Origin of the sequence: Kitasatospora sp. NPDC059327 (assembly GCF_042752535.1) — a bacterium.
Lineage (GTDB): Bacteria > Actinomycetota > Actinomycetes > Streptomycetales > Streptomycetaceae > Kitasatospora.
In genome coordinates, this window is record NZ_JBHYYB010000046.1 from 1 (window position 1) to 25,626 (window position 25,626).

Here is a 25,626-nt window from a genome sequence, read left to right on the forward strand (position 1 = left end):
AACACTGCTCGGTCGCGGGCCCGCCGTCCGTCGCGCCGGGCTACCAGCCGCGCTCGCGCCACTCCGGCAGGTGCGGGCGCTCGGCGCCGAGCGTGGTGTCCTTGCCGTGGCCGGGGTAGACCCAGGCCTCGTCCGGGAGGACGTCGAAGACCTTCTCGTTGACGTCCCGGTAGAGGCTCGCGAACGCCGCGTCGTCGCCCCAGGTGTTGCCCACGCCGCCCGGGAAGAGGCAGTCGCCGGTGAAGACGTGCGGGTGGCCCTGCGGGTCGTCGTAGACCAGGACCACGGCGCCGGGGGTGTGGCCGACCAGGTGCCGGACGGTCAGCTCGATCTGCCCGAAGCGCAGCGTCGCGCCGTCCTCCAGCAGCAGATCGGTGGGCACGTCGATGCCCTCGGCGTCGAACCGCCCGGCGGCGGTGCGGGCGCCGGTGGCCGCGACGACCTCGGCGAGCGCGCCCCAGTGGTCGTGGTGGCGGTGCGTGGTGACCACGGTGGCCAGCCGCTCGCCGACCGTCTCCAGCAGGACCGGCGCGTCGGCGGCGGCGTCGATCAGCAGCTGCTCGTCGGTGGCCCGGCAGCGCAGCAGGTAGGCGTTGTTGTCGTACGGGCCGACGGCCGCCTTGGTGATGATCAGGTGGGCCAGCTCGCGTACGTCCGGCGGCCCGCCGACCTTGACCGCTCCGTGGTACGTCATCCGTCCGCTCCTCGTCGTGTCGGGGCTGCCGACGGCATCGCCCCGTCTGACAGCATCGTCGCGCGGCCGGGCCGCGTCTTGTGGATCTTCTCGCGACCGGGCCCCGGCCGGGGCCGCGGCGCCCGGCCGCGCCTAGCCCAGTGGTGGCAGCGCGGGCAGGGCGGCGCGGCCGTCGCGGAGCTGGACGCCGCCGCGGTGGACCTGCAGGCCGTCGCCGTCGGAGCGGCCGGAGAGCCAGGCGGTGAGCGCCCGCACCGGGCCCTCGGCGGTCAGCCCGGGCGCGCCGTCGGCCGTGCCGATCACGGCGCGGTCCTCGGTGTCGTCGGCCACCAGCTCCACCGCCGGCAGGCCCTCGGCGTCGGCCAGCCGGGCGGACAGGCGGCGGAACTCGGCCACCGCGAAGACCTCCGGCCAGTGCGCGGGGGAGTAGCCGGCGTCCAGGTCGACGTGGTGGTACTCGACCTCCATCAGTCGCTTCCACGGGATGTCGAAGGCCGGGAAGACATAGCCGCTGCGGTGGCGCACCTCGGCCGTCCAGGCCTCCTCGGGCAGCAGCGCGGCGGCCGCGGCGAAGCCCCGGTCGGTGGTCACCAGGTCGTCGAGCTGGACGCCCGGCGCGCGGTCGGCGCCGTCCTCGATGCCCTGGTCGCGGGCCTCGTCGCTGGCGTACTGGGGGATGTCGGTCCCGGTCCGGGCGCCGTTCAACAGGTTGACCAGGGAGTCGGCGTTGCGGGCGAGGTGCGCGAGGACGTGGCCCCTGGTCCAGCCCGGGAGGGCGGAGGGCGCGGCGACGGCCTTCTCGTCGAGCGTCCCCGCGGTGTGCAGCAGGTGCCCGGTGGAGACGGCGACCAGGCGCAGCCGCTCGTCCGCGAGCGTGCCGGGGGTGGCGGCGGGGTTCTGCGGGTCGGTCATCGGATGCGGCCTCCGTCGGAGTGGTCGGCAGCGTTGCCCGGGTGGGCCCTCGCTCGTTGACGAGGGTGACGCTATCTCCGATGTCACGGCTGAGCAGGCCTTTTCTCGAACAGTTCGGGCCGGCTCGGCGGGAGCTCTTCACTCGTTCGGGTGGACTCCACTGGACAAGGTCGATAATCGAACGCGTGAGCTATAGGCTGGCTGCCGCATCCTGGAAGAAGCACACGAGACTGCCGCACCGAGCAGCCTCCTCTCACCGCAAGCCATCTCGACCCGGAGAAAGGCGCCAGAAGCAGTGGCCGACCGCCTCATCGTCCGCGGTGCTCGCGAGCACAATCTCAAGAACGTCTCGCTCGACCTGCCCCGCGATTCCCTCATCGTCTTCACGGGCCTCTCCGGGTCCGGCAAGTCCTCGCTGGCCTTCGACACCATCTTCGCGGAGGGGCAGCGCCGCTACGTCGAGTCGCTGTCCTCCTACGCCCGGCAGTTCCTCGGGCAGATGGACAAGCCCGACGTCGACTTCATCGAGGGCCTCTCCCCGGCCGTCTCGATCGACCAGAAGTCCACCAACCGCAACCCGCGGTCCACGGTGGGCACCATCACCGAGGTCTACGACTACCTGCGCCTGCTGTTCGCGCGGATCGGCAAGCCGCACTGCCCGCACTGCGCCCGCCCGATTGCCAAGCAGTCCCCGCAGGCCATCGTGGACAAGGTGCTGGAGCTCACCGAGGGCACCCGGTTCCAGGTGCTCAGCCCGGTGGTGCGCGAGCGCAAGGGCGAGTTCGTCGACCTCTTCGCTGACCTCCAGTCCAAGGGCTACGCCCGGGCCCGGGTGGACGGCGAGACGGTCCAGCTCGCCGAGCCGCCCAAGCTCAAGAAGCAGGAGAAGCACACCGTCGAGGTGGTCATCGACCGCCTGACCGTGAAGAGCAGCGCCAAGCGCCGGCTGACCGACTCGGTGGAGACGGCCCTGCGGCTGGGCGGCGGCATGGTCGTGCTCGACTTCGTCGACCTCCCGGAGGACGACCCGGAGCGCGAGCGGATGTACTCCGAGCACCTCTACTGCCCGTACGACGACGTGTCGTTCGAGGAGTTGGAGCCGCGCTCGTTCTCCTTCAACTCGCCGTTCGGCGCCTGCCCGGACTGCTCCGGTCTGGGCAACCGGATGGAGGTCGACCCGGAGCTGGTCGTCCCCGACGAGGAGAAGTCGCTGGACGAGGGGGCGATCCACCCCTGGTCCGGCGGCCACACCAAGGAGTACTTCCAGCGTCTGATCGACGCGCTCGCCGGCGAGCTGGGCTTCCGGACGGACCTCCCCTGGGCCGGGCTGCCGGCCCGCGCCAAGAAGGCGCTGCTGTACGGCCACAAGCACCAGGTCGAGGTGCGCTACCGCAACCGCTACGGGCGGGACCGCTCGTACACCACGGGCTTCGAGGGCGCGGTGCCGTTCATCCAGCGCCGCCACACCGAGGCCGAGAGCGACAGCAGCCGCGAGCGCTTCGAGGGCTACATGCGGGAGGTGCCCTGCCCGACCTGCCGGGGCACCCGGCTCAAGCCCGTGGTGCTGGCGGTCACCGTCGAGGGCCGGTCCATCGCCGACGTCTCGGCGATGTCGATCAGCGACTGCTCGGACTTCCTCGGCGCGATGAAGCTCAACGCCCGGGACAAGCAGATCGCCGAGCGGGTGCTGAAGGAGGTCAACGAGCGGCTGCGGTTCCTGGTCGACGTCGGCCTGGACTACCTCTCGCTCAACCGCGCGGCCGGCACCCTCTCCGGCGGTGAGGCCCAGCGGATCCGGCTCGCCACCCAGATCGGTTCCGGGCTGGTCGGCGTGCTCTACGTGCTGGACGAGCCCTCGATCGGCCTGCACCAGCGCGACAACCACCGGCTGATCGAGACCCTGGTCCGGCTGCGGGACATCGGCAACACCCTGATCGTCGTCGAGCACGACGAGGACACCATCAAGATGGCCGACTGGGTGGTCGACATCGGCCCGGGCGCCGGCGAGCACGGTGGCAAGGTCGTGCACTCCGGTTCGCTGAAGGAGCTGCTCGCCAACAAGGAGTCGCTGACCGGCCAGTACCTCTCCGGCAAGCGCTCCATCCCGATCCCGGCCACCCGCCGCGAGCGGGACAAGAAGCGCCAGCTGACCGTGCACGGCGCCCGCGAGCACAACCTCAAGGACGTCACGGTCGGCTTCCCGCTCGGCACCTTCACCGCGATCACCGGTGTCTCCGGCTCCGGCAAGTCGACGCTGGTCAACGACATCCTCTACACCCACCTCGCCCGGGAGCTGAACGGCGCCCGCAGCGTGCCGGGCCGGCACACCCGGATCACCGGCACCGACCAGGTGGACAAGGTCGTGCACGTCGACCAGTCGCCGATCGGCCGGACGCCGCGCTCCAACCCCGCCACCTACACCGGGGTGTTCGACCACGTCCGGCGGCTCTTCGCCGAGACGCAGGAGGCCAAGGTCCGCGGCTACCTGCCCGGCCGGTTCTCGTTCAACGTCAAGGGCGGTCGCTGCGAGAACTGCTCCGGCGACGGCACCATCAAGATCGAGATGAACTTCCTGCCGGACGTCTACGTGCCGTGCGAGGTCTGCCACGGCGCCCGGTACAACCGGGAGACGCTGGAGGTCCACTTCAAGGGCAAGTCCATCGCCGAGGTGCTGGACATGCCGATCGAGGAGGCCCTGCACTTCTTCGAGGCCGTTCCGGCGATCGCCCGGCACCTGCGGACGCTCAACGACGTCGGCCTCGGCTACGTCCGGCTCGGACAGTCCGCGCCGACCCTCTCCGGTGGTGAGGCGCAGCGCGTCAAGCTCGCCTCCGAGCTGCAGAAGCGCTCCACCGGGCGGACGGTCTACGTGCTGGACGAGCCCACCACCGGTCTGCACTTCGAGGACATCAGCAAGCTGATCACGGTGCTCTCCGGGCTGGTGGAGAAGGGCAACACGGTCATCGTCATCGAGCACAACCTCGATGTGATCAAGACCGCCGACTGGATCGTCGACATGGGCCCCGAAGGCGGGTCCGGCGGCGGCATGGTGGTGGCCGAGGGCACTCCGGAGCAGATCGCGGCCGTCTCCGAGAGCCACACCGGCAAGTTCCTGCGGGACATCCTGCCGGGCGAGTTCAACGACGCCCCGGCGCCGGTGAAGGCCCCGCGCAAGCGGGCCGTCGCCAAGAAGAAGTAACGCCGCGCCACACCGGTCCGGCCGCCCCCGTACGCGGGGGCGGCCGGATAAGGGACGCATAGACTCTCCGCCGACCCGCACGGCAGCGAAGCCCGCGGCGAACCGCAGCGAGACCAGGAGCGAATCACATGTCCGAGGCCCCCGAGAGCACCTTGGGCGAGAGCCCCGCCACCTCCCGCCGCACCCTGCTCTGCGGTGCCGCGGCCGTTCTCGCGGCCGGTGGCGGCGCCCTGGCGGTCTCCGGCTGCTCCTCCTCCTCGTCCACCTCCTCCGCGGCCAAGGGCCCGGTGGACGTCGGTCCGGCGGCCGGTGTGCCGGTCGGCGGCGGCACCGTCTACCGCGACCAGAAGATCGTGGTGACCCAGCCGACCGCCGGCGAGTACAAGGCGTTCAGTGCCAAGTGCACCCACGCCGGCTGCATCGTCGACCAGGTCAAGAACCAGAAGATCCAATGCCCCTGTCACGGCAGCATGTTCGCGATCACCGACGGCGCGGTCCTGGACGGCCCGGCCCCGACGCCGCTCCCCGCCTACTCCGTGGCGGTCGAGGGCGGCAACCTCAAGGTGACCCCGAGCTGAACCGCTTGATCACCGCCCAGTCGATCTCCCCGCCGCGGCCCCGGCCCGAGTCGGTACGGTGGACCCATGGCTGACCCGTCCACCTACCGCCCCGCGCCGGGAGCGATCCCGACCTCGCCGGGCGTCTACAAGTTCCGCGACGCCCACGGGCGGGTCATCTACGTCGGCAAGGCCAAGAGCCTGCGGCCCCGGCTGTCGTCCTACTTCCAGGACCTCGCCGGGTTGCACCCGCGTACCGCGACGATGGTCACCACGGCCGCCTCGGTGGAGTGGACGGTGGTCGCCACCGAGGTCGAGGCGCTCCAGCTGGAGTACTCCTGGATCAAGGAGTTCGACCCCCGCTTCAACGTCAAGTACCGCGACGACAAGAGCTATCCGGAGCTGGCGGTCACCCTCAACGAGGAGTACCCGCGGGTTCAGGTGATGCGCGGGGCGCACAAGAAGGGCGTGCGCTACTTCGGCCCCTACGGGCACGCCTGGGCGATCCGGGAGACGGTCGACCTGCTGCTGCGCGTGTTCCCGGTCCGCACCTGCTCCAACGGCGTCTTCAAGCGGGCCCGCCAGATCGGCCGGCCCTGCCTGCTCGGCTACATCGGCAAGTGCGCCGCGCCCTGCGTCGGGAAGGTCTCGGCCGACGAACACCGCGCACTGGCCGAGGACTTCTGCGACTTCATGGCCGGCCGCACCGGCAACTACCTGCGCCGGCTGGAAGAGCAGATGCAGGAGGCCGCCGTCGACATGGAGTACGAGAAGGCGGCCCGGCTCCGGGACGACATCGGGGCGCTCAAGCGCGCGATGGAGAAGAACGCCATCGTCCTCGCCGACGCCACCGACGCCGACCTGCTCGCCCTCGCGGAGGACGAGTTGGAGGCCTCCGTGCAGATCTTCCACGTCCGCGGCGGCCGGGTCCGCGGCCAGCGCGGTTGGGTCACCGACAAGGTCGAGGACGTCGACACCGCGGCCCTGGTCGAGCACGCCCTGCAGCAGCTCTACGGCGGCGGCGACGGCACCGTGCCGCGCGAGGTGCTGGTGCCCGCGCTGCCTGAGCCCGCCGGTCCGGTCCGGGAGTGGCTGGCCGGTCTGCGCGGCAGCCAGGTGGACCTGCGGATCCCGCAGCGCGGCGACAAGAAGGACCTGATGGCCACCGTGCAGCGCAACGCCCAGCAGGCGCTGGCGCTGCACAAGACCAAGCGCGCCTCCGACCTCACCACCCGCAGCCGGGCCCTCCAGGAGATCGCCGACGCGCTGGAGCTGGACTCCGTCCCGCTGCGGATCGAGTGCTTCGACATCTCCCACCTCCAGGGCGAGGACGTGGTCGCCTCGATGGTGGTCTTCGAGGACGGCCTGGCCCGCAAGAGCGAGTACCGCCGGTTCCAGATCAAGGGCTTCGAGGGCCAGGACGACGTCCGCTCGATGCACGAGGTGATCGGCCGCCGGTTCCGCCGCTACCTCCAGGAGCGCGAGCAGACCGGGGAGTGGGCCGTTCCCGAGGCCGACGACCCCGGCGCGTCCGACCACACCGGTACACCCGACCACACCGGTACACCCGACGCCGCTGACCCGCAGGTTCCGGCCGGCCCGGTGGACCCCGAGACGGGCCGGCCGCGCCGCTTCGCCTACCCGCCCCAGCTGTTGGTGGTCGACGGCGGCCAGCCGCAGGTCGCCGCCGCCAAGCGCGCCCTGGACGAGCTCGGCATCGACGACGTCGCCCTCTGCGGCCTGGCCAAGCGGCTGGAGGAGGTCTGGTTGCCCGGCGAGGACGACCCGGTGGTCCTGCCGCGCAGCAGCGAGGGCCTCTACCTGCTCCAGCGGGTCCGCGACGAGGCGCACCGGTTCGCGATCACCTACCAGCGCAGCAAGCGTTCCAAGCGACTCACCGCCGGGGAGCTGGACTCCGTCCCCGGCCTCGGCGAGACTCGCCGCCAGGCACTGCTCAAGCACTTCGGCTCGCTGAAGAGGCTCCGCGCGGCCACCGTCGACGAACTCTGTGCCGTACCCGGCATCGGACGGCGGACGGCGGAAACTGTTGCGGCAGCGTTGTCGTCCCGTCCATCCGCGACGCTCGCCGTGAACACCGCCACCGGCGAGATCATCGATGACGGCGCCGACGCCGCCGGCCCGGTGCCCGACACCGCGGCCGACGCAGCGCCCCAGACCGCACCATTCCAGGAGACGCCATGACGGCCGATGCCGCCCGTCAGCCGGCGCACCCCGCGCTCACTCGCCCGAGTGAGCCGGGGAAGCGTACCCGCGCCGCGCGCGTTCTCCACAGCAGAACCACCGAGAGCGGGGAACCGAAGTGACGATGTCCGACGATGGCGGCACCGCCCGGCCGCCGGCCGGGGGAGAGAACACCCCGGAGCTGGTGATCATCTCCGGCATGTCCGGAGCCGGCCGCTCGACGGCGGCCAAATGCCTGGAGGACCTGGGCTGGTTCGTGGTCGACAACCTGCCGCCGGCCCTGATCCCGACCATGGTCGACCTCGGCGCCCGCTCCCAGGGGAACGTGGCCCGGATCGGCGCCGTGGTCGACGTCCGCGGCCGCCAGTTCTTCGACGACCTGCTCACCTCGCTGGACGAGCTGGAGAAGCGCGGTGTCCGGCTGAGCGTGGTCTTCCTGGACTCCTCCGACGACGCCCTGGTCCGTCGCTTCGAGAGCGTGCGCCGTCCGCACCCGCTCCAGGCCGACGGCCGGATCGTGGACGGCATCGCCCAGGAGCGCGACCTGCTGCGCGAGCTGCGCGGCGAGGCCGATCTGGTGATCGACACCTCCAACCTCAACGTGCACCAGCTGCGCGCCAAGCTCGACGCCCAGTTCGCCGACCACGACGAGCCCGAGCTGCGCGCCACCGTGATGTCCTTCGGCTTCAAGTACGGCCTGCCGGTCGACGCGGACCTCGTGGTGGACTGCCGCTTCCTGCCGAACCCGCACTGGGTCCCCGAGCTGCGCGCCCGCACCGGCACCGACGCCGACGTCGCCGACTACGTGTTCCAGCAGCCCGGTGCCAACGAGTTCCTCAACGGCTACGCCGAGCTGCTGCGCATCATCACCGAGGGGTACCGCCGCGAGGGGAAGCGTTATATGACGCTTGCCGTAGGCTGCACCGGTGGCAAGCACCGCAGTGTCGCGATGTCCGAGCGGCTGACGAAGCGTCTCATCGCGGACGGCGTCGAAACGGTGCTCGTCCACCGTGACATGGGACGGGAGTAGTCGCCTCACCCCTGCCGGACCGCCGGTGGAGGCCGGCGGCGGGCAAGAGGAACGCGAGGTAGGTGTGACGGGATACGTGCCCGGGCGGCAGCTTCAGAACAAGACCGCCGACCGGACGGGGGTCCCGCCGCGCGGCGCGACCTCCGGCCGGCCGCGGACCGGCCAGGTCCGCACCAGCCCGGCCCGTACCAACCAGATACCCCGCGGTAATCAGGTGCCCCGGATCGCCGCCCTCGGCGGCGGTCAGGGGCTCTCCGCCTCGCTCTCCGCGCTGCGCCGGCTCACCACCGACCTCACGGCCGTGGTCACCGTCGCCGACGACGGCGGCTCCAGCGGCCGGCTGCGCGAGGAGCTCGGGGTGCTGCCCCCGGGCGACCTCCGCAAGGCGCTGGCCGCGCTCTGCGGTGACGACGACTGGGGCCGCACCTGGTCCGAGGTGATCCAGCAGCGCTTCACCGGCAGTGGTGAGCTGGGCGGCCACGCCGTCGGCAATCTGCTGATCGTCGCCCTCTGGGAGAAGCTGGGTGACCCGGTCGCGGCGCTCGACTGGGTGGGCCGGCTGCTGAACGTCCAGGGCCGGGTGCTGCCGATGTCGGCGGTGCCGCTGGACATCGAGGCCGTCGTGCGCGGCCACGACCCGGCCAGCCCGGGCGAGCTGTCCGCGGTCCGGGGCCAGGCCAGCGTGGCGGTGACGCCCGGCACCGTGCAGTCCATCCGGCTGCTGCCGGACGGGCCGCCGGCCGTCCCGGAGGCCGTCGCGGCCGTCCGGGAGGCGGACTGGGTGGTGCTCGGCCCCGGCTCCTGGTTCACCAGCGTGCTGCCGCACCTGCTGGTCCCCGAGCTCGCCGCGGCGCTCACCGAGACCCGCGCCCGCCGCCTGCTCACCCTGAACCTGGCGCCCCAGCCCGGCGAGACGGAGGGGTTCACCCCGCAGCGTCACCTGGAGGTCATCGCCGACCACGCACCTTCGCTCGCGGTGGATGCGATCCTGGTGGACGAGCGCGCCGTCACCGGCGGCGCCTTCGGCCAGGCGGACCTGGCCGGCCTGGAGAAGGCCGCGGAGCGGATGGGCGCCGCCCTGGTGCTCGGCCTGGTCGCCCGTACCGACGGCACGCCGCGACACGACCCGGAGCTCTTGGCAGCCGCGTACGACCGGATTTTCCGGACACATGGAAGGATCGGGCCATGGCGATGACTCCAGCGGTGAAGGACGAAATCAGCCGGCTCCCGGTCACCCGGGCCTGCTGCCGCAAGGCGGAGGTCTCGGCGATCCTGCGATTCGCGGGCGGGCTGCACATCGTGAGCGGCCGCATCGTGATCGAGGCGGAGCTGGACACCGGGGCGGCGGCGCGGCGTCTGCGCAAGGACCTCCTGGAGATCTTCGGACACTCCTCGGACCTGGTGGTGATGGCGCCCGGCGGTCTGCGGCGCGGCAGCCGCTACGTGGTGCGGGTGGTCAAGGACGGCGAGCTGCTGGCGCGGCAGACCGGCCTGGTGGACGGCCGGGGCCGGCCGATCCGCGGCCTGCCGCCGGCCGTCGTCTCCGGGGCGACCTGCGACGCCGAGGCGGCCTGGCGCGGCGCCTTCCTGGCGCACGGCTCGCTCACCGAGCCCGGCCGCTCGTCCTCGCTGGAGATCACCTGCCCCGGCTCCGAGGCGGCCCTCGCCCTGGTCGGCGCGGCCCGCCGGCTCGGCATCCCCGCCAAGGCGCGCGAGGTGCGCGGCGTCGACCGGGTGGTGATCCGTGACGGTGACGCCATCGGCGCGCTGCTGACCCGCCTGGGCGCCCACGAGTCGGTGCTGGCCTGGGAGGAGCGCCGGATGCGGCGCGAGGTGCGGGCCACCGCCAACCGTCTGGCCAACTTCGACGACGCCAACCTGCGCCGCTCGGCCCGGGCCGCCGTCGCCGCCGGCGCGCGGGTGCAGCGCGCGCTGGAGATCCTCGGCGAGGAGGTGCCCGACCACCTGGCCGCGGCCGGTCAGTTGCGGATGCAGCACAAGCAGGCCTCGCTGGAGGAACTGGGCGCGCTGGCCGACCCGCCGCTCACCAAGGACGCGGTGGCCGGCCGGATCCGCCGCCTGCTGGCGATGGCCGACAAGCGCGCCTCCGAGCTGGGACTGCCCAGCACCGAGGCCAACCTGACCGACGAGATGGCGCTCAACTAGCCATCACACGCAGTGACGGGTGAGACAGCCGGTGTCCGGATTCCGGGCACCGGCTGTCCCGTGTCCGGACACCGGCGCGGGCCGGCTCCGACCCCCCTTCCGCGGGCCGCGACCAACTGCCGCCGACGGCAAGGACGGAAGGCCTGTTCGTGAGCTCTTGACACGCCACGCCAAGGCGTCCGACCCGGCCTGATGTGCCCTCCCAGGCCTGGGAGAGGTAGGGTCATAGGCGGTCGGGGACCTCCCAAATTCCACCCCGTCGGCATAGTTCCGGCGTACCTAACGAGGAGATCGGTTCGTGACGATCCGGGTAGGCATCAACGGATTCGGCCGCATCGGCCGCAACTTCTTCCGTGCGGTTAAGGCCCAGGGCGCGGACATCGAGATCGTCGGTGTCAACGACCTGACCGACACCAAGACCCTGGCGCACCTGCTCAAGTACGACTCCATCCTGGGCACCTTCCCGGGCGAGGTCTCGCACACCGAGAACAGCATCACCGTCGACGGCAAGACCTTCAAGGTCATCGCCGAGCGTGACCCGGCCAGCCTGCCCTGGGGCGAGCTGGGCGTGGACATCGTGATCGAGTCCACCGGCATCTTCACCAAGGCCGAGGCGGCCAAGAAGCACGTCACCGCCGGTGCCAAGAAGGTCATCATCTCGGCGCCCGCCACCGACGAGGACGTCACCATCGTGATGGGCGTCAACGACGAGAAGTACGACGCCGCGAAGCACACCGTCATCTCCAACGCCTCCTGCACCACGAACTGCGTGGCCCCGCTGGCGAAGGTGCTGAACGAGAACTTCGGCATCGTCAAGGGTCTGATGACCACGGTGCACGCGTACACCAACGACCAGGTCACCCTGGACTTCCCGCACAAGGACCTGCGTCGCGCCCGCGCCGCGGCCCTGAACATCATCCCGACCTCCACCGGTGCCGCCAAGGCCACCGCGCTGGTCCTGCCGGAGCTGAAGGGCAAGCTGGACGGCACCTCGCTGCGCGTCCCGGTCCCCACCGGTTCGATCACCGACCTGGTCGTCACCCTTGAGCGCGACGTCACCGTCGAGGAGGTCAACGCGGCCTTCCAGAAGGCCTCCGAGGGCTCCCTCAAGGGCATCCTGCAGTACACCGAGGACCCGATCGTCTCCTCCGACATCGTGAACTCGCCGTTCTCCACGATCTTCGACTCGCTGATGACCATGGTCCAGGGCAACCAGGTCAAGGTCTTCGGCTGGTACGACAACGAGTGGGGCTACTCGAACCGCCTCGTCAACCTGACCACCCTCGTCGGCGGCCAGCTCTGACGCAGCGGGAGCTGACGTGAAGTAGGGGGGAGGGCCCGGACACTGTGCACCACCGTCCGGGCCCTCCGTCTGCGCACCCTCGAACTCAACTCCCAGGCGGCCCGCCGTTGTGCCGCTGCCAACAGCGCAACCATCTCCCCAGGAGACCGAAGACCGTGAAGACCATCGAAGACCTCGACGTCGCCGGCAAGCGCGTGTTCGTCCGCGCCGACCTGAACGTCCCGCTGTCCGACGGCACGATCACCGACGACGGCCGGATCCGTGCCGTCGCCCCGACCATCGCCAAGCTCGTCGAGCGCGGTGCGAAGGTCGTCGTCGCCTCCCACCTCGGCCGCCCGAAGGGCGAGCCCGACCCGCAGTTCTCCCTCGCGCCGGTGGCCGTCCGCCTCGGCGAGATCCTCGGCACGCCGGTCTCGTTCGCGACCGACACCGTGGGCGAGAGCGCGAAGGCCACCGTCGCCGCCCTGGCCGACGGCGAGGTCACGCTGCTCGAGAACCTGCGCTTCAACGCCGGTGAGACCAGCAAGGACGACGCCGAGCGCGGTGCCTTCGCCGACCGGCTGGCCGAGCTGGCCGAGCTGTACGTCGGCGACGGCTTCGGTGCGGTGCACCGCAAGCACGCGTCGGTGTTCGACCTGCCGGCCCGCCTGCCGCACGCCGTCGGCGACCTGATCGCCACCGAGGTGGGCGTGCTCAAGCGCCTCACCGAGGAGGTCGAGCGCCCGTACGTCGTCGTGCTCGGCGGTTCCAAGGTGTCCGACAAGGTCGGCGTGATCGACAACCTGCTCGGCAAGGCCGACCGCATCCTCATCGGCGGCGGCATGGCGTACACCTTCCTCGCGGCCCTGGGCCACGAGGTCGGCATCTCGCTGCTGCAGAAGGACCAGATCCCGGTCGTCCTGGAGTACCTGGAGCGGGCGAAGGCGACGGGCGTGGAGTTCGTGCTGCCGGTGGACATCGCGGTCTCCGGGTCGTTCCCCGACACCAAGACCCACAAGCCGGTCGAGGACTTCGCGGTCGTCGACGCCGACAAGATTCCCGCGGACAAGGAGGGCCTGGACATCGGCCCCGAGACCCGGGAGCTGTTCGCGGCGAAGCTCGCCGACGCCAAGACGGTGTTCTGGAACGGTCCGGTCGGTGTCTTCGAGCACCCGGCCTTCGCCGAGGGCACCAAGGCCGTCGCGCAGGCCCTGCTCGACAGCGACGCGTTCACCGTGGTCGGTGGCGGCGACTCCGCCGCGGCCGTCCGCATCCTGGGCTTCGACGAGACGAAGTTCGGGCACATCTCGACCGGCGGTGGCGCCAGCCTTGAGTACCTGGAGGGCAAGACGCTCCCCGGTCTCGCCGCCCTGGAAGGCTGAGGCAATGACTGAGCGTCTCCCGCTGATGGCGGGCAACTGGAAGATGAACCTCAACCACCTTGAGGCCATCCAGCACACCCAGAAGCTGGCCTTCGCGCTGGCCGACAAGGACTACGAGTCGGTCGAGGTCGCGGTCCTGGTGCCGTTCACCGACCTGCGCTCGGTGCAGACCCTGGTCGACGGCGACAAGCTGAAGATCAAGTACGGCTCGCAGGACATCTCGCGGCACGACTCCGGCGCCTACACCGGCGAGATCTCCGGCCCGATGCTGTCGAAGCTGAAGTGCGCCTACGCGGTGATCGGCCACTCGGAGCGCCGCCAGTACCACGGCGAGAACGAGGAGATCGTCAACGCCAAGGTCAAGGCCGCCTACCGCAACGGGATCACCCCGATCCTCTGCATCGGCGAGCCGCTGGAGATCCGCAAGGCCGGTACCCACGTCGAGTACACTCTGGCCCAGCTCGACGGCGGCCTCCAGGACGTCCCGGCCGACCAGGCCGAGTCCGTCGTGGTCGCCTACGAGCCGGTCTGGGCGATCGGCACCGGCGAGGTGGCGACCCCCGAGGACGCCCAGGAGGTCTGCGCCGCCATCCGCAAGCGGATCGCCGAGCTGTACGACGCCCCGCTGGCCGAGAAGGTCCGGGTGCTGTACGGCGGCTCGGTCAAGTCCTCCAGCGCGGCCGGCCTGATGGCCAAGCCCGACGTCGACGGCGGCCTGATCGGCGGTGCCTCCCTGGACGCCGACGAGTTCGTCAAGATCGTGCGGTACCGTGACCAGGCAGTAGGCTAACGCCGCCGCAGCAACGTAGGCTTTGGGGCCGGACCGCATCATGGCGGCCCGGCCCCTTCGCCGAAGATACGAGAGAGTTGGTCCCGCCGTGGTTCTCGGGTTCTCGATTGCCCTGATCATCTTCAGCCTGCTGATGATCCTCCTGGTGCTGCTGCACAAGGGGAAGGGCGGCGGTCTGTCCGACATGTTCGGTGGCGGCGCGATGTCCACCGGCGGCGGCTCGGCCGTGGCCGAGCGCAACCTGGACCGCATCACGGTCATCGTCGGTTTCGGGTGGTTCGCGTGCATCGTCGTGCTCGGCCTGGTGCTCAAGTACAAGAGCTGACGTATCTCTGACGCCCTGTCGCCCCGCGGCCTATGCTGGAACGGTCCGGGGCGGAGTCGGTGACGGTGCATCCTTAACTCCTGCTTACACTAGGACGACTTTCGCCACCGACGCGCACCGCGGCGGGTCGGCGCACCAGCACGCAGGGAGTCAGACCGTGGCAAGTGGCAACGCCATCCGTGGCAGCAGGGTCGGAGCCGGCCCGATGGGCGAGGCGGAGCGCGGCGAATCCGCCCCCCGCAACCGGATCACCTTCTGGTGTGCCAACAAGCACGAGACCCGTCCCAGCTTCGCCGCCGAGGCGGTCATCCCGGACACCTGGGACTGCCCCCGCTGCGGCTTTCCGGCCGGCCAGGACGAGCACAACCCGCCTGCCCCCTCGCGCAACGAGCCGTACAAGACCCACCTCGCCTACGTGCGCGAGCGGCGCACCGACGCCGACGGCGAGGCGATCCTCGCCGAGGCGCTGGCCAAGCTGCGCGGTGAGATCTGAACACCTGACCAACGCCGAAGGGCGCCACCGTCGACCACGGTGGCGCCCTTCGTCATGCGGTCAGGCCGAGGCCGGTGGGTACAGCTGCGGCGGGAGCTGCGCCGCGGCGGGCCGGTCCAGCAGCCACAAGGTCCGGCTCCGCCCGTACGCGCCCGAGGCGGGCGCCTGGAGCTCGCCCGGCCCGGACAGCGCCAGCGCGACGGCGCCCGCCTTGTCCTCGCCGGCCGCCAGCAGCCAGACCTCGCGGGCCGCCCGGATGGCCGGGAGGGTGAGCGAGACCCGGGTCGGCGGGGGCTTGGGCGCACCGCGCACGCCGACCACCGTCAGCCCGGTCTCCCGGACGCCCGGGTGCTCGGGGAAGAGCGAGGCGACATGGGTGTCCGGGCCGACGCCGAGCAGCAGCACGTCGAAGGCGGGCACCCCGAGTCGGTCGCCCGGCCCGGCGGCCTTCGCCAACTCCTCGGCGTAGCGGGCCGCGGCGGCCTCGACGTCCGAGCCGTCCACCCCGTCCGAGGCGGGCATCTCGTGCACCCGGGCCGGGTCGAGCGGTACGGCGTCGAGCAGCTCCGCGCGGGCCTGGACGGCGTTGCGCTCGGTGCTCCCGGCGGGGACGAAACGCTCGTCGCCCCACCAGAGGTCCAGCCGGGCCCAGTCGACGGCGTCCCGGGCGGGGGAGGCGGCGATGGCGGCCAGTAGCGCGTTGCCGTTGCGCCCGCCCGTGAGCACCACCGAGGCGGTGCCGCGGGCGGCCTGGGCGTCCACGATCCGGGTGATCAGCCGGGCCGCGGCCGCCTGGGCCATCAGCTCCTTGTCCCGGTGGACGACCAGCTGCGGGGTCGACGCCGTCACGAGCCCGCCTTCTTGGTGGCGCGCTTGGCCGGGGCCTTCTTCGCCGGGGCGGACTCCGCGGTCGTCGGAGGCTCGTCCAGGACCTTGGCGGTCACCCGGGCCGGGTTGGCCACCGCGGCCTCGGCGACCACGTCCTGCGCGGCCTTCTCGGCCGCCGCCGTCTCGGCGTTGGCCGGCTCGTGCAGCCGCTCCACGGGGGTGCGGACGGCGGTCGCGTAGATGTCGTCCGGGTCGAGGCGGCGCAGCTCCTCCGCGATCAGCTCGGAGGTCTCGCGACGCTTGAGCGCCACCTGGCGGTCCGGCGAGCCGGGCATCGAGAGCGTGCCCATCAGGCCGTCCGGACGGTCCAGGGTGATGTCCCCGTCCTTGGTGCGCAGGTGCACCGCGGTGATGCCCGGGCCACCGGTGACGACCCGCTCGACCGGGACGTGCAGCCGGTTGTGCAGCCAGAGGCCGAGCAGCTCGACGCTGGGGTTGTACGACTCGCCCTCGACCACCGCGGCGGTGACCTGGGAGGGCCGCTGGTCCAGCGCGGCGGCCAGCATCGAGCGCCAGCCGGTGATCCTGGTCCAGGCCAGGTCGGTGTCGCCCGGGGTGTAGCTCTGGGCCCGCTGGGCGAGCTGGCCCACCGGGGACTCGGCGGTGACGGCGTCGGTGATCCGGCGCTGGGCGATCGAGCCCAGCGGGTCCTGGGCCGGGTGCAGCGGCGCGTTCTCGGGCCACCAGACCACCACCGGGGCGTCCGGCAGGAGCAGCGGCAGGACGACCGACTGGGCGTGCGCGGCGAGCTCGCCGTGCATGCGCAGGACGACCGTCTCGCCGGAGCCGGCGTCGGTGCCGACCAGGATCTCGGCGTCCAGGCGGGTCTCGGCGCGGGCCCGGGGCGAACGCCCGGCGCGCTTGATGACCGCCAGGGTGCGCGAGGGGTGCTCGCGGGAGGCGTCGTTGGCGGCCTTGAGGGCGTCGTAGGCGCTGCCCTCGTCGGTCACGATCACCAGGGTGAGCACCATGCCCGCGGCGGTGGAGCCGCTGGCCCGGCGCGCCTCCATCAGCGCTGCGTTGATCTTGCTGGACGTGGTGTCCGTGAGGTCGATCTTCATGGCCGGCGCCAGCTCCTGCCGTCTCGTGCGAGCATCTCGTCGGCCTCGACCGGGCCCCAGGTCCCTGCCGGGTACTGGGCGGGCTTGCCGTGGGTGTCCCAGTACGTCTCGATCGGGTCGAGGATCTGCCAGGAGAGCTCGACCTCCTGGTGGCGCGGGAACAGGTTGGCGTCGCCGAGCAGCACGTCGAGGATGAGGCGCTCGTAGGCCTCCGGGCTGGACTCGGTGAAGGACTCGCCGTAGGCGAAGTCCATCGTGACGTCCCGGACCTCGAACGAGGTGCCCGGCACCTTGGAGCCGAACCGCACCGTCACGCCCTCGTCCGGCTGGACCCGGATGACCAGGGCGTTCTGCCCCAGCTCCTCGGTCGCGTAGGAGTCGAACGGCAGGTACGGGGCGCGCTGGAAGACCACCGCGATCTCGGTGACCCGGCGGCCGAGCCGCTTGCCGGTGCGCAGGTAGAACGGCACGCCCGCCCAGCGGCGGTTGTTGATCTCCAGCTTGATGGCCGCGTAGGTGTCCGTCTTGGAGTCCGGGTTGATGCCGTCCTCGTCGAGGTAGCCCCGGACCTCCTCGCCGCCCTGCCAGCCGGACGCGTACTGGCCGCGCACGGTGTGCTTGCCGAGGTCGGCCGGGAGCTTGACGGCGCTGAGCACCTTGAGCTTCTCGGCCACCAGCGCCTTGGGGTGGAACGACGCCGGCTCCTCGATGGCGGTGAGCGCCATCAGCTGGAGCAGGTGGTTCTGGATGACGTCCCGGGCGGAGCCGATGCCGTCGTAGTAGCCGGCGCGGCCGCCGATGCCGATGTCCTCCGCCATGGTGATCTGCACGTGGTCGACGTACGACCGGTTCCAGATCGGCTCGAACATCTGGTTGGCGAAGCGCAGGGCCAGGATGTTCTGGACGGTCTCCTTGCCCAGGTAGTGGTCGATCCGGAAGACCTCGTCACGGGGGAAGACCTCGTGGACGATCCGGTTCAACTCCTGGGCGCTCTCCAGGTTGTGCCCGAAGGGCTTCTCGATCACCGCGCGCCGCCAGGACTTCCTGACGGGCCCCTCCTGGCCGTTGGCGGGCGAGGCGGGCGGGTCGGCCAGGCCGTGCTTCTTCAGCTGCTGCACCACGGTCGGGAAGAACTTCGGCGGCACCGAGAGGTAGAACGCGAAGTTGCCGCCGGTGCCCTGAGCCTTGTCGAGCTCCTCGATGGTCTCGCGGAGCTTGTCGAAGGCGTCGTCGTCGCCGAAGTCGCCCTGGACGAAGCGCATGCCCTTGGCGAGCTGCTGCCAGACCTCCTCGCGGAACGGGGTCCGGGCGTGCTCCTTGACCGCGTCGTGGACCTCCTTGGCGAAGTCCTCGTCCTCCCACTCGCGGCGGGCGAAGCCGACGAGCGAGAAGCCCGGCGGCAGCAGGCCGCGGTTGGCCAGGTCGTAGATGGCCGGCATCAGCTTCTTGCGGGACAGGTCGCCGGTGACCCCGAAGATGACCAGGCCGGACGGCCCCGCGATACGCGGGAGCCGCCGGTCGGTGGGGTCACGAAGCGGGTTGACGGGGGCGACGGGGGAGTCGCCCGCGTCCGAGTCCGACGTCAACTCAGGGAAGTCAGTGCTCACTTGATGTGCTCCGCTTTCGTGCGCTGGCTGTGAGCGGGGGTCACTTCTCGTCGGCGAAGGAGGCGAGCGAGGCGGTGACGGTGTCGAGCAGCTCGTTCCAGGACTGCTCGAACTTCTCCACGCCCTCGTCCTCCAGCACCTGGACGACGTCGTCGTAGTCCACGCCGGCGGCGGCGATGGCGTCCATCACGGCCTTGGCGTCGGCGTAGTTGGGGACGATGGTGCCGCCGGTGATCACGCCGTGGTCGCCGGTGGCCTCCAGGGTGGCCTCGGGCATGGTGTTCACGGTGCCCGGGGCGACCAGCTCGGTGACGTACAGGGTGTCCGGCAGGGCCGGGTCCTTGACACCGGTGGAGGCCCAGAGCGGGCGCTGCGGCTTGGCACCGGCGGCCTCCAGGGCCTTCCAGCGGGCGCTGCCGGCGGTCTTGCCGTCGACGCTGCCGAAGACCTCCTCGTACGCCTGGTAGGCCAGCCGGGCGTTGGCCAGCGCGGCCTTGGAGCGCAGCTGCTTGGCGTCGCCGCCGACCTTGTCGAGGCGCTTGTCGATCTCGGTGTCCACGCGGGAGACGAAGAAGGAGGCGACCGACTCGATCTGCGAGAGGTCCAGGCCCTTGGCCTTGGCGGACTCCAGGCCGGTCAGGTAGGCGTCGATCACCGCGCGGTAGCGCTCCAGCGAGAAGATCAGCGTGACGTTGACGCTGATGCCCCTGCCGATGACCTCGGCGATCGCCGGCAGGCCGGCCTTGGTGGCGGGGATCTTGATGAAGACGTTCGGGCGGTCGACCAGCCACCACAGCTGCTTGGCCTCGGCGACGGTCGCGGCCGTCTCGTGGGCCAGGCGCGGGTCGACCTCGATGGAGACCCGGCCGTCGCGGCCGTTGGAGGCGTCGTAGACCGGGCGCAGCACGTCGGCGGCGTCCCGCACGTCCGAGGTGGTGATCATGCGAACGGCTTCGTCGGTGGTGACCTTGCGGACGGCGAGGTCGCGCAGCTGGCCGTCGTAGGAGGAGTCCCCGCCGCCGATGGCCTTCTGGAAGATGGTCGGGTTGGTGGTGACGCCCACCACGTGCTTGTTCTGCACCAGCTCGGCGAGGTTGCCGGTGTTCAGGCGCTTGCGGCTGAGGTCGTCCAGCCAGATCGCCACGCCTTCGTCGCTGAGGCGCTTCAGTGCGTCAGTCATGGTGCTCAGTCCTTCTTCTGTCTTCATCTGTCTGTCTGTGGGGTCGTCAGACGGGCCGCGTACCCGCTGTGCGGGCGGGCACGCGGCCCCGGTGGTGCTAGCGGTTGACGGCTTCGAGCGAGCGCAGCGCGTTGTGGGACTCGGCGACGACGCGCTCGGCGGTCAGGCCGAACTCCTCGAAGAGCACCTGGTAGTCGGCGGAGGCGCCGAAGTGCTCCAGCGAGACGATCCGGCCGTGGTCGCCGACCAGCTCGCGCCAGCCCTGGGCGATGCCGGCCTCGACCGAGACGCGCGCCTTGACCGACGGCGGCAGCACGCTGTCGCGGTAGGCCTGGTCCTGCTCCTGGAACCACTCGAAGGACGGCAGCGAGACCACGCGGGTCGCGACGCCCTCGGCCTCCAGGACCTCGCGGGCCTGGACGGCCAGCTGGACCTCGGAGCCGGTGCCGAGCAGGATCAGCTGCGGGTCGCCGTTGGACGCCTCGGCCAGGATGTAGCCGCCCTTCGCGGTGCCCTCGGCGGAGCCGAAGACCTCGCGGTCGAAGGTCGGGACGTTCTGGCGGGTGAGCGCCAGGCCGACCGGGCCCGGGTGGCTGGTCTGCCGCTCGACGACGGTGCGCCAGGCGACCGCCGTCTCGTTGGCGTCGGCCGGGCGGACCATGGTCAGGCCCGGGATGGCGCGCAGCGAGGCCAGGTGCTCGACCGGCTGGTGGGTCGGGCCGTCCTCGCCGAGGCCGATCGAGTCGTGCGTCCAGACGTAGGTGACCGGCAGCTTCATCAGCGCGGCCAGCCGGACGGCGGGGCGCATGTAGTCGGCGAAGACCAGGAAGGTGCCGCCGAAGACCCGGGTCCGGCCGTGCAGCGCGATGCCGTTCATGGTCGAGCCCATGGCGTGCTCGCGGATGCCGAAGTGGATCGTCCGGCCGTAGGGGCTCGCGCTCTTCAGCGGGTTGCCCTCGGGGAGGAAGGAGCTGTCCTCGTCGATGGTGGTGAGGTTGGACTCCGCGAGGTCGGCCGAGCCGCCCCACAGCTCCGGGATCACCGCGCCGAGCGCCTTGAGGGTCTCGCCGGAGGCCTTGCGGGTGGCGACGTCCTTGCCGGCGGCGAAGACCGGGACGGCCTTCTTCCAGCTCTCGGGGAGCTCGCCGGCCTGGATGCGGTCGAACTCGGCGGCGCGCTGCGGGTGGGCGGCGCGCCAGGCGCCGAGCGACTGCTGCCACTCGTCGCGGGCGGCCTTGCCGCGCTTGATGACCAGGCGGGCGTGCTCGATGACCTTGTCGCTGACCTCGAAGGTCTTCTCCGGGTCGAAGCCCAGGACCTTCTTGGTGGCGGCGATCTCGGCGGCACCGAGCGCGGAGCCGTGCGCCTTGGCGGTGTTCTGCGCGTCCGGGGCCGGCCAGGCGATGATGGTGCGCATCGCGATGATCGACGGGCGGGAGGTCTCGGCCTTGGCCGCGGCCAGCGCCTCGGCCAGGACGGCCACGTCGATGTCGCCGTTGGACTTCGGGGCGACCCGCTGCACGTGCCAGCCGTACGCCTCGTAGCGCTTGAGCACGTCCTCGGAGAAGGCCGTCTCGGTGTCGCCCTCGATCGAGATGTGGTTGTCGTCGTAGAGCGCGACCAGGTTGCCCAGCTTCTGGTGGCCGGCCAGCGACGAGGCCTCGGCGGAGATGCCCTCCTCCAGGTCGCCGTCGGAGACGATGGCCCAGATGGTGTGGTCGAACGGCGACTCGCCGGCCGGGGCGTCCGGGTCGAACAGGCCGCGCTCGAAACGGGCGGCCATCGCCATGCCCACGGCGTTGCCGATGCCCTGGCCGAGCGGGCCGGTGGTGGTCTCGACACCCGCGGTGTGACCGTGCTCGGGGTGGCCGGGGGTGCGACTGCCGGCGACCCGGAAGGCCTTGAGGTCGTCCAGCTCCAGGCCGTAGCCGGAGAAGTAGAGCTGCGTGTAGAGGGTCAGGCTGGTGTGCCCGGGAGAGAGGACGAAACGGTCGCGACCGACCCATGCCGGGTCGGTCGGGTCGTGGCGCAGGAAGCGCTGGAAGATCAGGTACGCCGCCGGGGCCAGCGACATGGCCGTCCCGGGGTGTCCGTTGCCGACCTTCTGGACCGCGTCCATGGCCAGGACGCGGGCGGTGTCGACCGTCCGCTCGTCCAGCTCGGACCACTCGAATGCATTCGTCGGCGTCGTGCTCACCCTGTCTCAGGGCTCCTTCCATTGTGAAGAGTGACCCCGTGAAGGGGACCGGGTCGGCCACGTCGCTGGGGCCGGACATTGGGTGGTGCCGGTCACGGAGGGTAGATCCCGCTTCTCGGTGCGAGCCTACCGCCCGGGTCGTGGCTCACCCTCCGTGCTGAGACAACCGGGATTTCCGTATGGCGATTCCCACGAGGGTTCGAGAGGTGCTTTTGTCCCAGGCTCTCCTGGTTTCGTGTTGTCTGCCCGTCCGATGGTCAGGACGGGGGACCCACGCCCCACCAGGTCCGCTTCGTGTGTTCGGCCAGGGGGTTCACCCGGGGGTGTGCGTTCCGCCCCGCCGGGGGACCCCGGAGCCGGTGGGGAGATATGGAGCGTCTAAGGTGGCGTGGTACGCGCAGAGCGGACGATTCGGGAACTTCGTTCCGGTGGACGCCTGCGAAGATTCATCTTCAGTTGGGGTGTTAGTGACCGCCGTCGAATCCCGTCCCGCCGGGGTCACCGGGGCGACGCCCGCGCGCCGGCCGTTCGGGGCCCGTGTCGGCGCCTTCGTCGCACTGACCAAGCCGCGGATCATCGAGCTGCTGCTGATCACCACCGTGCCGGTGATGTTCCTGGCGCAGCGTGGTGTCCCGGATCCGCTGCTGGTGCTGGAGGTGGTCGTCGGCGGCTACCTGTCGGCCGGTGGCGCCAACGCCCTCAACATGTACATCGACCGGGACATCGACGCGGTGATGTCGCGCACCGAGCGCCGGCCGCTCGTCACCGGCATGGTGTCGCCGCGCGAGGCACTGGTCTTCGGCATCGCGCTGGCGGTCGGCTCCACGCTCTGGCTCGGGTACTTCGTCAACGCGCTCTCCTCCCTGCTCGCGCTGTCGGCTCTCCTCTTCTACGTGTTCGTCTACACGCTGGGGCTGAAGCGGCGTACCGCGCAGAACATCGTCTGGGGCGGGATCGCCGGCTGCATGCCGGTCTTCGTCGGCTGGGCCGCGGTCACCAACTCGGTCTCCTGGTCGGCGCTGGTGCTCTTCCTGGTCATCTTCTTCTGGACGCCGCCGCACTACTGGCCGCTGTCGATGAAGGTGCGCGAGGACTACGAGCGGGCCGGCGTGCCGATGCTGCCGGTGGTCAAGGGCAACCTGGCGGTCGCCAAGCAGATCGTCATCTACTCCTGGGTGATGGTCGCCGTCTCGCTGGCGCTCTGGCCGCTGGCCGAGACCAGCTGGCTGTACCCCGTCTCGGCGGTGCTGCTGGGCGCGGCCTGGCTGAAGGAGGCGCACGGGCTGTACGCCCGGGCCAAGGCCGGGACGGTCGGCGCGAAGCTCAAGGAGATGCGCCTGTTCCACTGGTCCATCACCTATCTGACGCTGCTGTTCGTGGTCATCGCGGTGGACCCGTTCGTGAAGTGAGCCGTCGAACGGCGAAGGTGAGCCGTTGAACGTCGAAGGGCCCCGGTCTGCGGACCGGGGCCCTTCGCGTTTCAGCGCGGCGGCAGCTCGGAGGGCCCGACCCGGTCCTCCAGCCAGTCCCGCAGGGGCTGCGAGGCCCGCAGGAAGCCGGTGATCCGGTCGTAGGCGGTCCGGGTGCCGAGCCACGCCGCGGGCGGCCACTCCTGCCAGGCGATCAGCCCCTTGTGGCGCAGCAACCCGATCCGCGGGTGGTCCCGGGGGTAGCCGCGCGGGGCGGACTTCAGGCTGTCCCGGCCGACCACCTCCGGGCCGGCCCCGCCGACCCGGGCGATCACCCGCTCCAGCTCGGCGCCGCTCACCTCCTCGGCGACGGCCGCCCGGTAGCGCGCCAGCTGGTCCGGGGCGAGCTGGTAGAGCCCGTTGCCGCAGGCCAGGCCGTCGGCGGAGAGCTGGATGTAGCCGCCGGCCGCCAGGTGGGCGCCGATGTGCGTCTTGTACGGGGACTTGTCGGCGCTGAACCGGACGTCCCGGTTGGGCCGGAAGATCTTGCCCGGGCCGAACTCGGGCTCCAGCTCGGCGAGCAGGTGTTCCATCGGCTCCCGCACGGCGTGCTCGTACCGGTCCTTGTGGGTCTGCCAGAAGGGCCTGGAGTTGTCGGTCTCCAGGTGCTCGTAGAACTCAAGGGCCTCGGCCGGCCAGCCTTGGAAGGTCACCGGACCAGTATGTGGTCCGGTGCACAGTCAGGTCCCGTCGCCAGCTCCGCTACCGATGGGTAGCATGCGGGCATGAGCAGCGCAGAGACCGCCACCCCCGCCGCGCCGGACGCCCGCGTCGAACGCCGCGCCAAGCGCATCGCCAAGCACCTGACCGCCTTCGCCCGGCAGCACGGCGGCAGCGCCGACGGCGTCGTCGAGTACGTCGGCACCGTCGCCACCCGGATCGTGGTGGTCGGCGCGGACGGCGCGTGGGGCGACCAGGTCGCCCCGAGCTACGCCGTCGGCCGCCGGGCCGCCGAACTGGCCGGGGTGACCCTGCACGACAGCTTCGAGGGCGAGCTGGGCCTGAAGGTGAAGACGGGTCCGTACGAGTGGAAGCGGATGGCCGGCATCCAGATCGGCGGCTGACGCCGGTCCCGGACACGCGAAGGGGCCCCGGGTGATCCCGGGGCCCCTTCGGGTGGGCGCGCCTTTCGCGTGCGTGCGGCCGGTGTCCGCGCGTCGGGTGTCAGACGGCGGCGGTCTGCGCCGCCCGGGCGGGCAGCGGGACGACGGGCGCGTCCTCGTCCGCCCGGACCCGCAGCGCCGGCGGGATGCGCAGGGCGGCGATCCAGGTGAGCGTGGCGCCCAGCATGTGCACACCGACCAGGAGCTCCGGGACGTCCGTGAAGTACTGGACGAAGCCGAGCACCCCCTGGACCAACAGCACCACGAGCAGCTCGCGGGCCCGCGCGCGGGCGGCCGGCGGAGCCTTCACGGCGGCGAGCACGAAGATCACCGCGATCGCCAGGCCGACCGAGACGAACGCCAGGTCGGCGTGCACCTGGGCGAGCCGGTCGTAGTCGAGGGGAATCCGCGGCACCAGCTTGTTGTCCTTGGGCGTCCCCGGGTGGTGCCCGGCGCCGGTCACCAGCGTCCCGGCCGCCACCAGCAGGCCGATCACGGTGACCAGGACGTAGGACAGTCGGATGATCGGGCGGGCCACCGCGGGCTGCGGCGGGCCGTCACCCTCGCGCGAGCGCTCCCACATCAGCAGCGCGACCCAGACCAGGGCCATCGCGGCGATCAGGTGGGCGGCCACGGTGTACGGGTTGAGGCCGGTCAGCACGGTGATCCCACCGAGCACGGCGTTGCTCATCACCAGCCAGAACTGGGCCCAGCCCAGCCTGGTTAGGCTGCGTCGCCAGGGCCGCGCGGACCCCTCGGCCGACGGCCGGCGGTGGCAGCGGGCGGCCAGGATCGCCCAGCCGATGGCCGCGCTCAGCACATAGGTGAGCATCCGGTTGGCGAACTCGATGATCCCGTGGAGGCCCATTTCGGGCGTCGGCGTGATGCTCTCGCCGGTGCAGCGGGGCCAGGTGGTGCAGCCGAGGCCGGACGCGGTGAGCCGGACGGCTCCGCCGGTGACGACGATCACCACGCTCATCACCAGCGCGGCGAACGCGGCGCGCCGGACCATGGCGGCGGACGGCCGCCAGCGGTCGGCGAGCAGGGAGAAGGGGGTAGGCACGGGGTCAATCGTAGGCGGCCTTACAG

At 71.3% G+C, this 25,626-nt stretch carries 22 protein-coding genes; 13 read left to right on the top strand and 9 right to left on the bottom strand.

The window, feature by feature from the left end; translation table 11 throughout:
• Positions 1-40 precede the first annotated feature (40 nt).
• Both ACFXHB_RS25595 and ACFXHB_RS25600 read right to left on the bottom strand, forming a co-directional pair.
• Complete coding sequence (locus ACFXHB_RS25595) at positions 41-694, bottom strand: MBL fold metallo-hydrolase (RefSeq protein ID WP_380576961.1); 654 nt, start codon at positions 692-694, stop codon at positions 41-43.
• Positions 695-826: 132 nt separating this feature from the next.
• On the bottom strand, positions 827-1,606 hold the full coding sequence (locus tag ACFXHB_RS25600) for a maleylpyruvate isomerase family mycothiol-dependent enzyme (protein ID WP_380576962.1): 780 nt from the start codon (positions 1,604-1,606) through the stop codon (positions 827-829).
• Positions 1,607-1,901: 295 nt separating this feature from the next.
• On the opposite strand from ACFXHB_RS25600, the gene uvrA reads away from it, so the two are divergent.
• From uvrA to ACFXHB_RS25655, 11 genes are all read left to right on the top strand, one after another.
• Complete coding sequence (uvrA, locus tag ACFXHB_RS25605; RefSeq protein WP_380576963.1) at positions 1,902-4,805, top strand: excinuclease ABC subunit UvrA; 2,904 nt, start codon at positions 1,902-1,904, stop codon at positions 4,803-4,805.
• Positions 4,806-4,933: 128 nt separating this feature from the next.
• The gene (locus ACFXHB_RS25610; protein ID WP_380576964.1) at positions 4,934-5,383 is read left to right on the top strand and encodes a Rieske (2Fe-2S) protein; all 450 of its coding nucleotides are present in this window, start codon (positions 4,934-4,936) and stop codon (positions 5,381-5,383) included.
• A 66-nt stretch (positions 5,384-5,449) separates the two neighbouring features.
• Positions 5,450-7,564, top strand: a complete 2,115-nt coding sequence (gene uvrC, locus ACFXHB_RS25615; RefSeq protein ID WP_380576965.1) for an excinuclease ABC subunit UvrC — start codon at positions 5,450-5,452, stop codon at positions 7,562-7,564.
• Between the two features lie 124 nt (positions 7,565-7,688).
• A complete protein-coding gene (rapZ, locus tag ACFXHB_RS25620) occupies positions 7,689-8,594 on the top strand; it encodes an RNase adapter RapZ (RefSeq protein WP_380576966.1) in 906 nt (301 codons plus the stop codon).
• A 76-nt stretch (positions 8,595-8,670) separates the two neighbouring features.
• Positions 8,671-9,789 (top strand): uridine diphosphate-N-acetylglucosamine-binding protein YvcK, encoded by a 1,119-nt coding sequence (yvcK, locus tag ACFXHB_RS25625; RefSeq protein WP_380577012.1) that lies wholly within the window; start codon positions 8,671-8,673, stop codon positions 9,787-9,789.
• On the top strand, positions 9,780-10,760 hold the full coding sequence (whiA, locus tag ACFXHB_RS25630) for a DNA-binding protein WhiA (RefSeq protein WP_329490008.1): 981 nt from the start codon (positions 9,780-9,782) through the stop codon (positions 10,758-10,760). The genes yvcK and whiA overlap by 10 nt, the downstream gene beginning before the upstream one ends.
• A 298-nt stretch (positions 10,761-11,058) precedes the next feature.
• The gene (gene gap, locus ACFXHB_RS25635; RefSeq protein WP_380576967.1) at positions 11,059-12,063 is read left to right on the top strand and encodes a type I glyceraldehyde-3-phosphate dehydrogenase; all 1,005 of its coding nucleotides are present in this window, start codon (positions 11,059-11,061) and stop codon (positions 12,061-12,063) included.
• A gap of 155 nt (positions 12,064-12,218) precedes the next feature.
• Positions 12,219-13,424, top strand: coding sequence for a phosphoglycerate kinase (locus ACFXHB_RS25640; RefSeq protein WP_380576968.1), 1,206 nt, complete (start codon positions 12,219-12,221; stop codon positions 13,422-13,424).
• Positions 13,425-13,428: 4 nt separating this feature from the next.
• The gene (gene tpiA / locus ACFXHB_RS25645; RefSeq protein WP_380576969.1) at positions 13,429-14,214 is read left to right on the top strand and encodes a triose-phosphate isomerase; all 786 of its coding nucleotides are present in this window, start codon (positions 13,429-13,431) and stop codon (positions 14,212-14,214) included.
• 88 nt (positions 14,215-14,302) lie between these two features.
• On the top strand, positions 14,303-14,539 hold the full coding sequence (secG, locus tag ACFXHB_RS25650; RefSeq protein ID WP_380576970.1) for a preprotein translocase subunit SecG: 237 nt from the start codon (positions 14,303-14,305) through the stop codon (positions 14,537-14,539).
• A 205-nt stretch (positions 14,540-14,744) separates the two neighbouring features.
• Entirely contained in the window at positions 14,745-15,032 is a 288-nt protein-coding gene (locus ACFXHB_RS25655; RefSeq protein WP_063349510.1) for an RNA polymerase-binding protein RbpA, read from the top strand.
• Positions 15,033-15,092: 60 nt separating this feature from the next.
• On the opposite strand, the gene pgl is transcribed toward ACFXHB_RS25655, so the two are convergent.
• From pgl to tkt, 5 genes are all read right to left on the bottom strand, one after another.
• A complete protein-coding gene (gene pgl, locus ACFXHB_RS25660) occupies positions 15,093-15,881 on the bottom strand; it encodes a 6-phosphogluconolactonase (RefSeq protein ID WP_380576971.1) in 789 nt (262 codons plus the stop codon).
• On the bottom strand, positions 15,878-16,981 hold the full coding sequence (gene opcA / locus ACFXHB_RS25665; RefSeq protein WP_380576972.1) for a glucose-6-phosphate dehydrogenase assembly protein OpcA: 1,104 nt from the start codon (positions 16,979-16,981) through the stop codon (positions 15,878-15,880). The genes pgl and opcA overlap by 4 nt, the downstream gene beginning before the upstream one ends.
• Entirely contained in the window at positions 16,978-18,567 is a 1,590-nt protein-coding gene (gene zwf, locus ACFXHB_RS25670; RefSeq protein ID WP_380577013.1) for a glucose-6-phosphate dehydrogenase, read from the bottom strand. Before zwf ends, opcA begins: the two co-directional genes overlap by 4 nt.
• 61 nt (positions 18,568-18,628) lie before the next feature.
• Positions 18,629-19,768, bottom strand: coding sequence for a transaldolase (gene tal / locus ACFXHB_RS25675; RefSeq protein WP_380576973.1), 1,140 nt, complete (start codon positions 19,766-19,768; stop codon positions 18,629-18,631).
• 97 nt (positions 19,769-19,865) lie between these two features.
• The gene (gene tkt / locus ACFXHB_RS25680; RefSeq protein WP_380576974.1) at positions 19,866-21,965 is read right to left on the bottom strand and encodes a transketolase; all 2,100 of its coding nucleotides are present in this window, start codon (positions 21,963-21,965) and stop codon (positions 19,866-19,868) included.
• A gap of 467 nt (positions 21,966-22,432) precedes the next feature.
• On the opposite strand from tkt, the gene ACFXHB_RS25685 reads away from it, so the two are divergent.
• Entirely contained in the window at positions 22,433-23,374 is a 942-nt protein-coding gene (locus ACFXHB_RS25685) for a heme o synthase (protein WP_380576975.1), read from the top strand.
• 71 nt (positions 23,375-23,445) lie between these two features.
• Here ACFXHB_RS25685 and ACFXHB_RS25690 read toward each other — a convergent pair whose 3' ends face one another.
• Complete coding sequence (locus ACFXHB_RS25690; RefSeq protein WP_380576976.1) at positions 23,446-24,087, bottom strand: DUF2461 domain-containing protein; 642 nt, start codon at positions 24,085-24,087, stop codon at positions 23,446-23,448.
• Between the two features lie 72 nt (positions 24,088-24,159).
• Between ACFXHB_RS25690 and ACFXHB_RS25695 the strand changes: the two genes are divergently transcribed.
• A complete protein-coding gene (locus ACFXHB_RS25695; protein ID WP_380576977.1) occupies positions 24,160-24,498 on the top strand; it encodes a hypothetical protein in 339 nt (112 codons plus the stop codon).
• A gap of 100 nt (positions 24,499-24,598) precedes the next feature.
• Here the strand turns inward: ACFXHB_RS25695 and ACFXHB_RS25700 are convergent, their stop codons facing one another.
• The gene (locus ACFXHB_RS25700; RefSeq protein ID WP_380576978.1) at positions 24,599-25,600 is read right to left on the bottom strand and encodes a heme A synthase; all 1,002 of its coding nucleotides are present in this window, start codon (positions 25,598-25,600) and stop codon (positions 24,599-24,601) included.
• Between the last annotated feature and the right edge of the window lie 26 nt (positions 25,601-25,626).

What these genes read in the sequence shown, in the direction of transcription:
- ACFXHB_RS25595 (WP_380576961.1), bottom strand. Translation starts at nt 694, where the DNA reads ATGACGTACCACGGAGCGGTCAAGGTCGGCGGGCCGCCGGACGTACGC.
- ACFXHB_RS25600 (WP_380576962.1), bottom strand. Translation starts at nt 1,606, where the DNA reads ATGACCGACCCGCAGAACCCCGCCGCCACCCCCGGCACGCTCGCGGAC.
- ACFXHB_RS25610 (WP_380576964.1), top strand. Translation starts at nt 4,934, where the DNA reads ATGTCCGAGGCCCCCGAGAGCACCTTGGGCGAGAGCCCCGCCACCTCC.
- uvrC (WP_380576965.1), top strand. Translation starts at nt 5,450, where the DNA reads ATGGCTGACCCGTCCACCTACCGCCCCGCGCCGGGAGCGATCCCGACC.
- rapZ (WP_380576966.1), top strand. Translation starts at nt 7,689, where the DNA reads ATGTCCGACGATGGCGGCACCGCCCGGCCGCCGGCCGGGGGAGAGAAC.
- whiA (WP_329490008.1), top strand. Translation starts at nt 9,780, where the DNA reads ATGGCGATGACTCCAGCGGTGAAGGACGAAATCAGCCGGCTCCCGGTC.
- tpiA (WP_380576969.1), top strand. Translation starts at nt 13,429, where the DNA reads ATGACTGAGCGTCTCCCGCTGATGGCGGGCAACTGGAAGATGAACCTC.
- ACFXHB_RS25655 (WP_063349510.1), top strand. Translation starts at nt 14,745, where the DNA reads ATGGGCGAGGCGGAGCGCGGCGAATCCGCCCCCCGCAACCGGATCACC.
- opcA (WP_380576972.1), bottom strand. Translation starts at nt 16,981, where the DNA reads ATGAAGATCGACCTCACGGACACCACGTCCAGCAAGATCAACGCAGCG.
- tal (WP_380576973.1), bottom strand. Translation starts at nt 19,768, where the DNA reads ATGACTGACGCACTGAAGCGCCTCAGCGACGAAGGCGTGGCGATCTGG.
- ACFXHB_RS25695 (WP_380576977.1), top strand. Translation starts at nt 24,160, where the DNA reads ATGAGCAGCGCAGAGACCGCCACCCCCGCCGCGCCGGACGCCCGCGTC.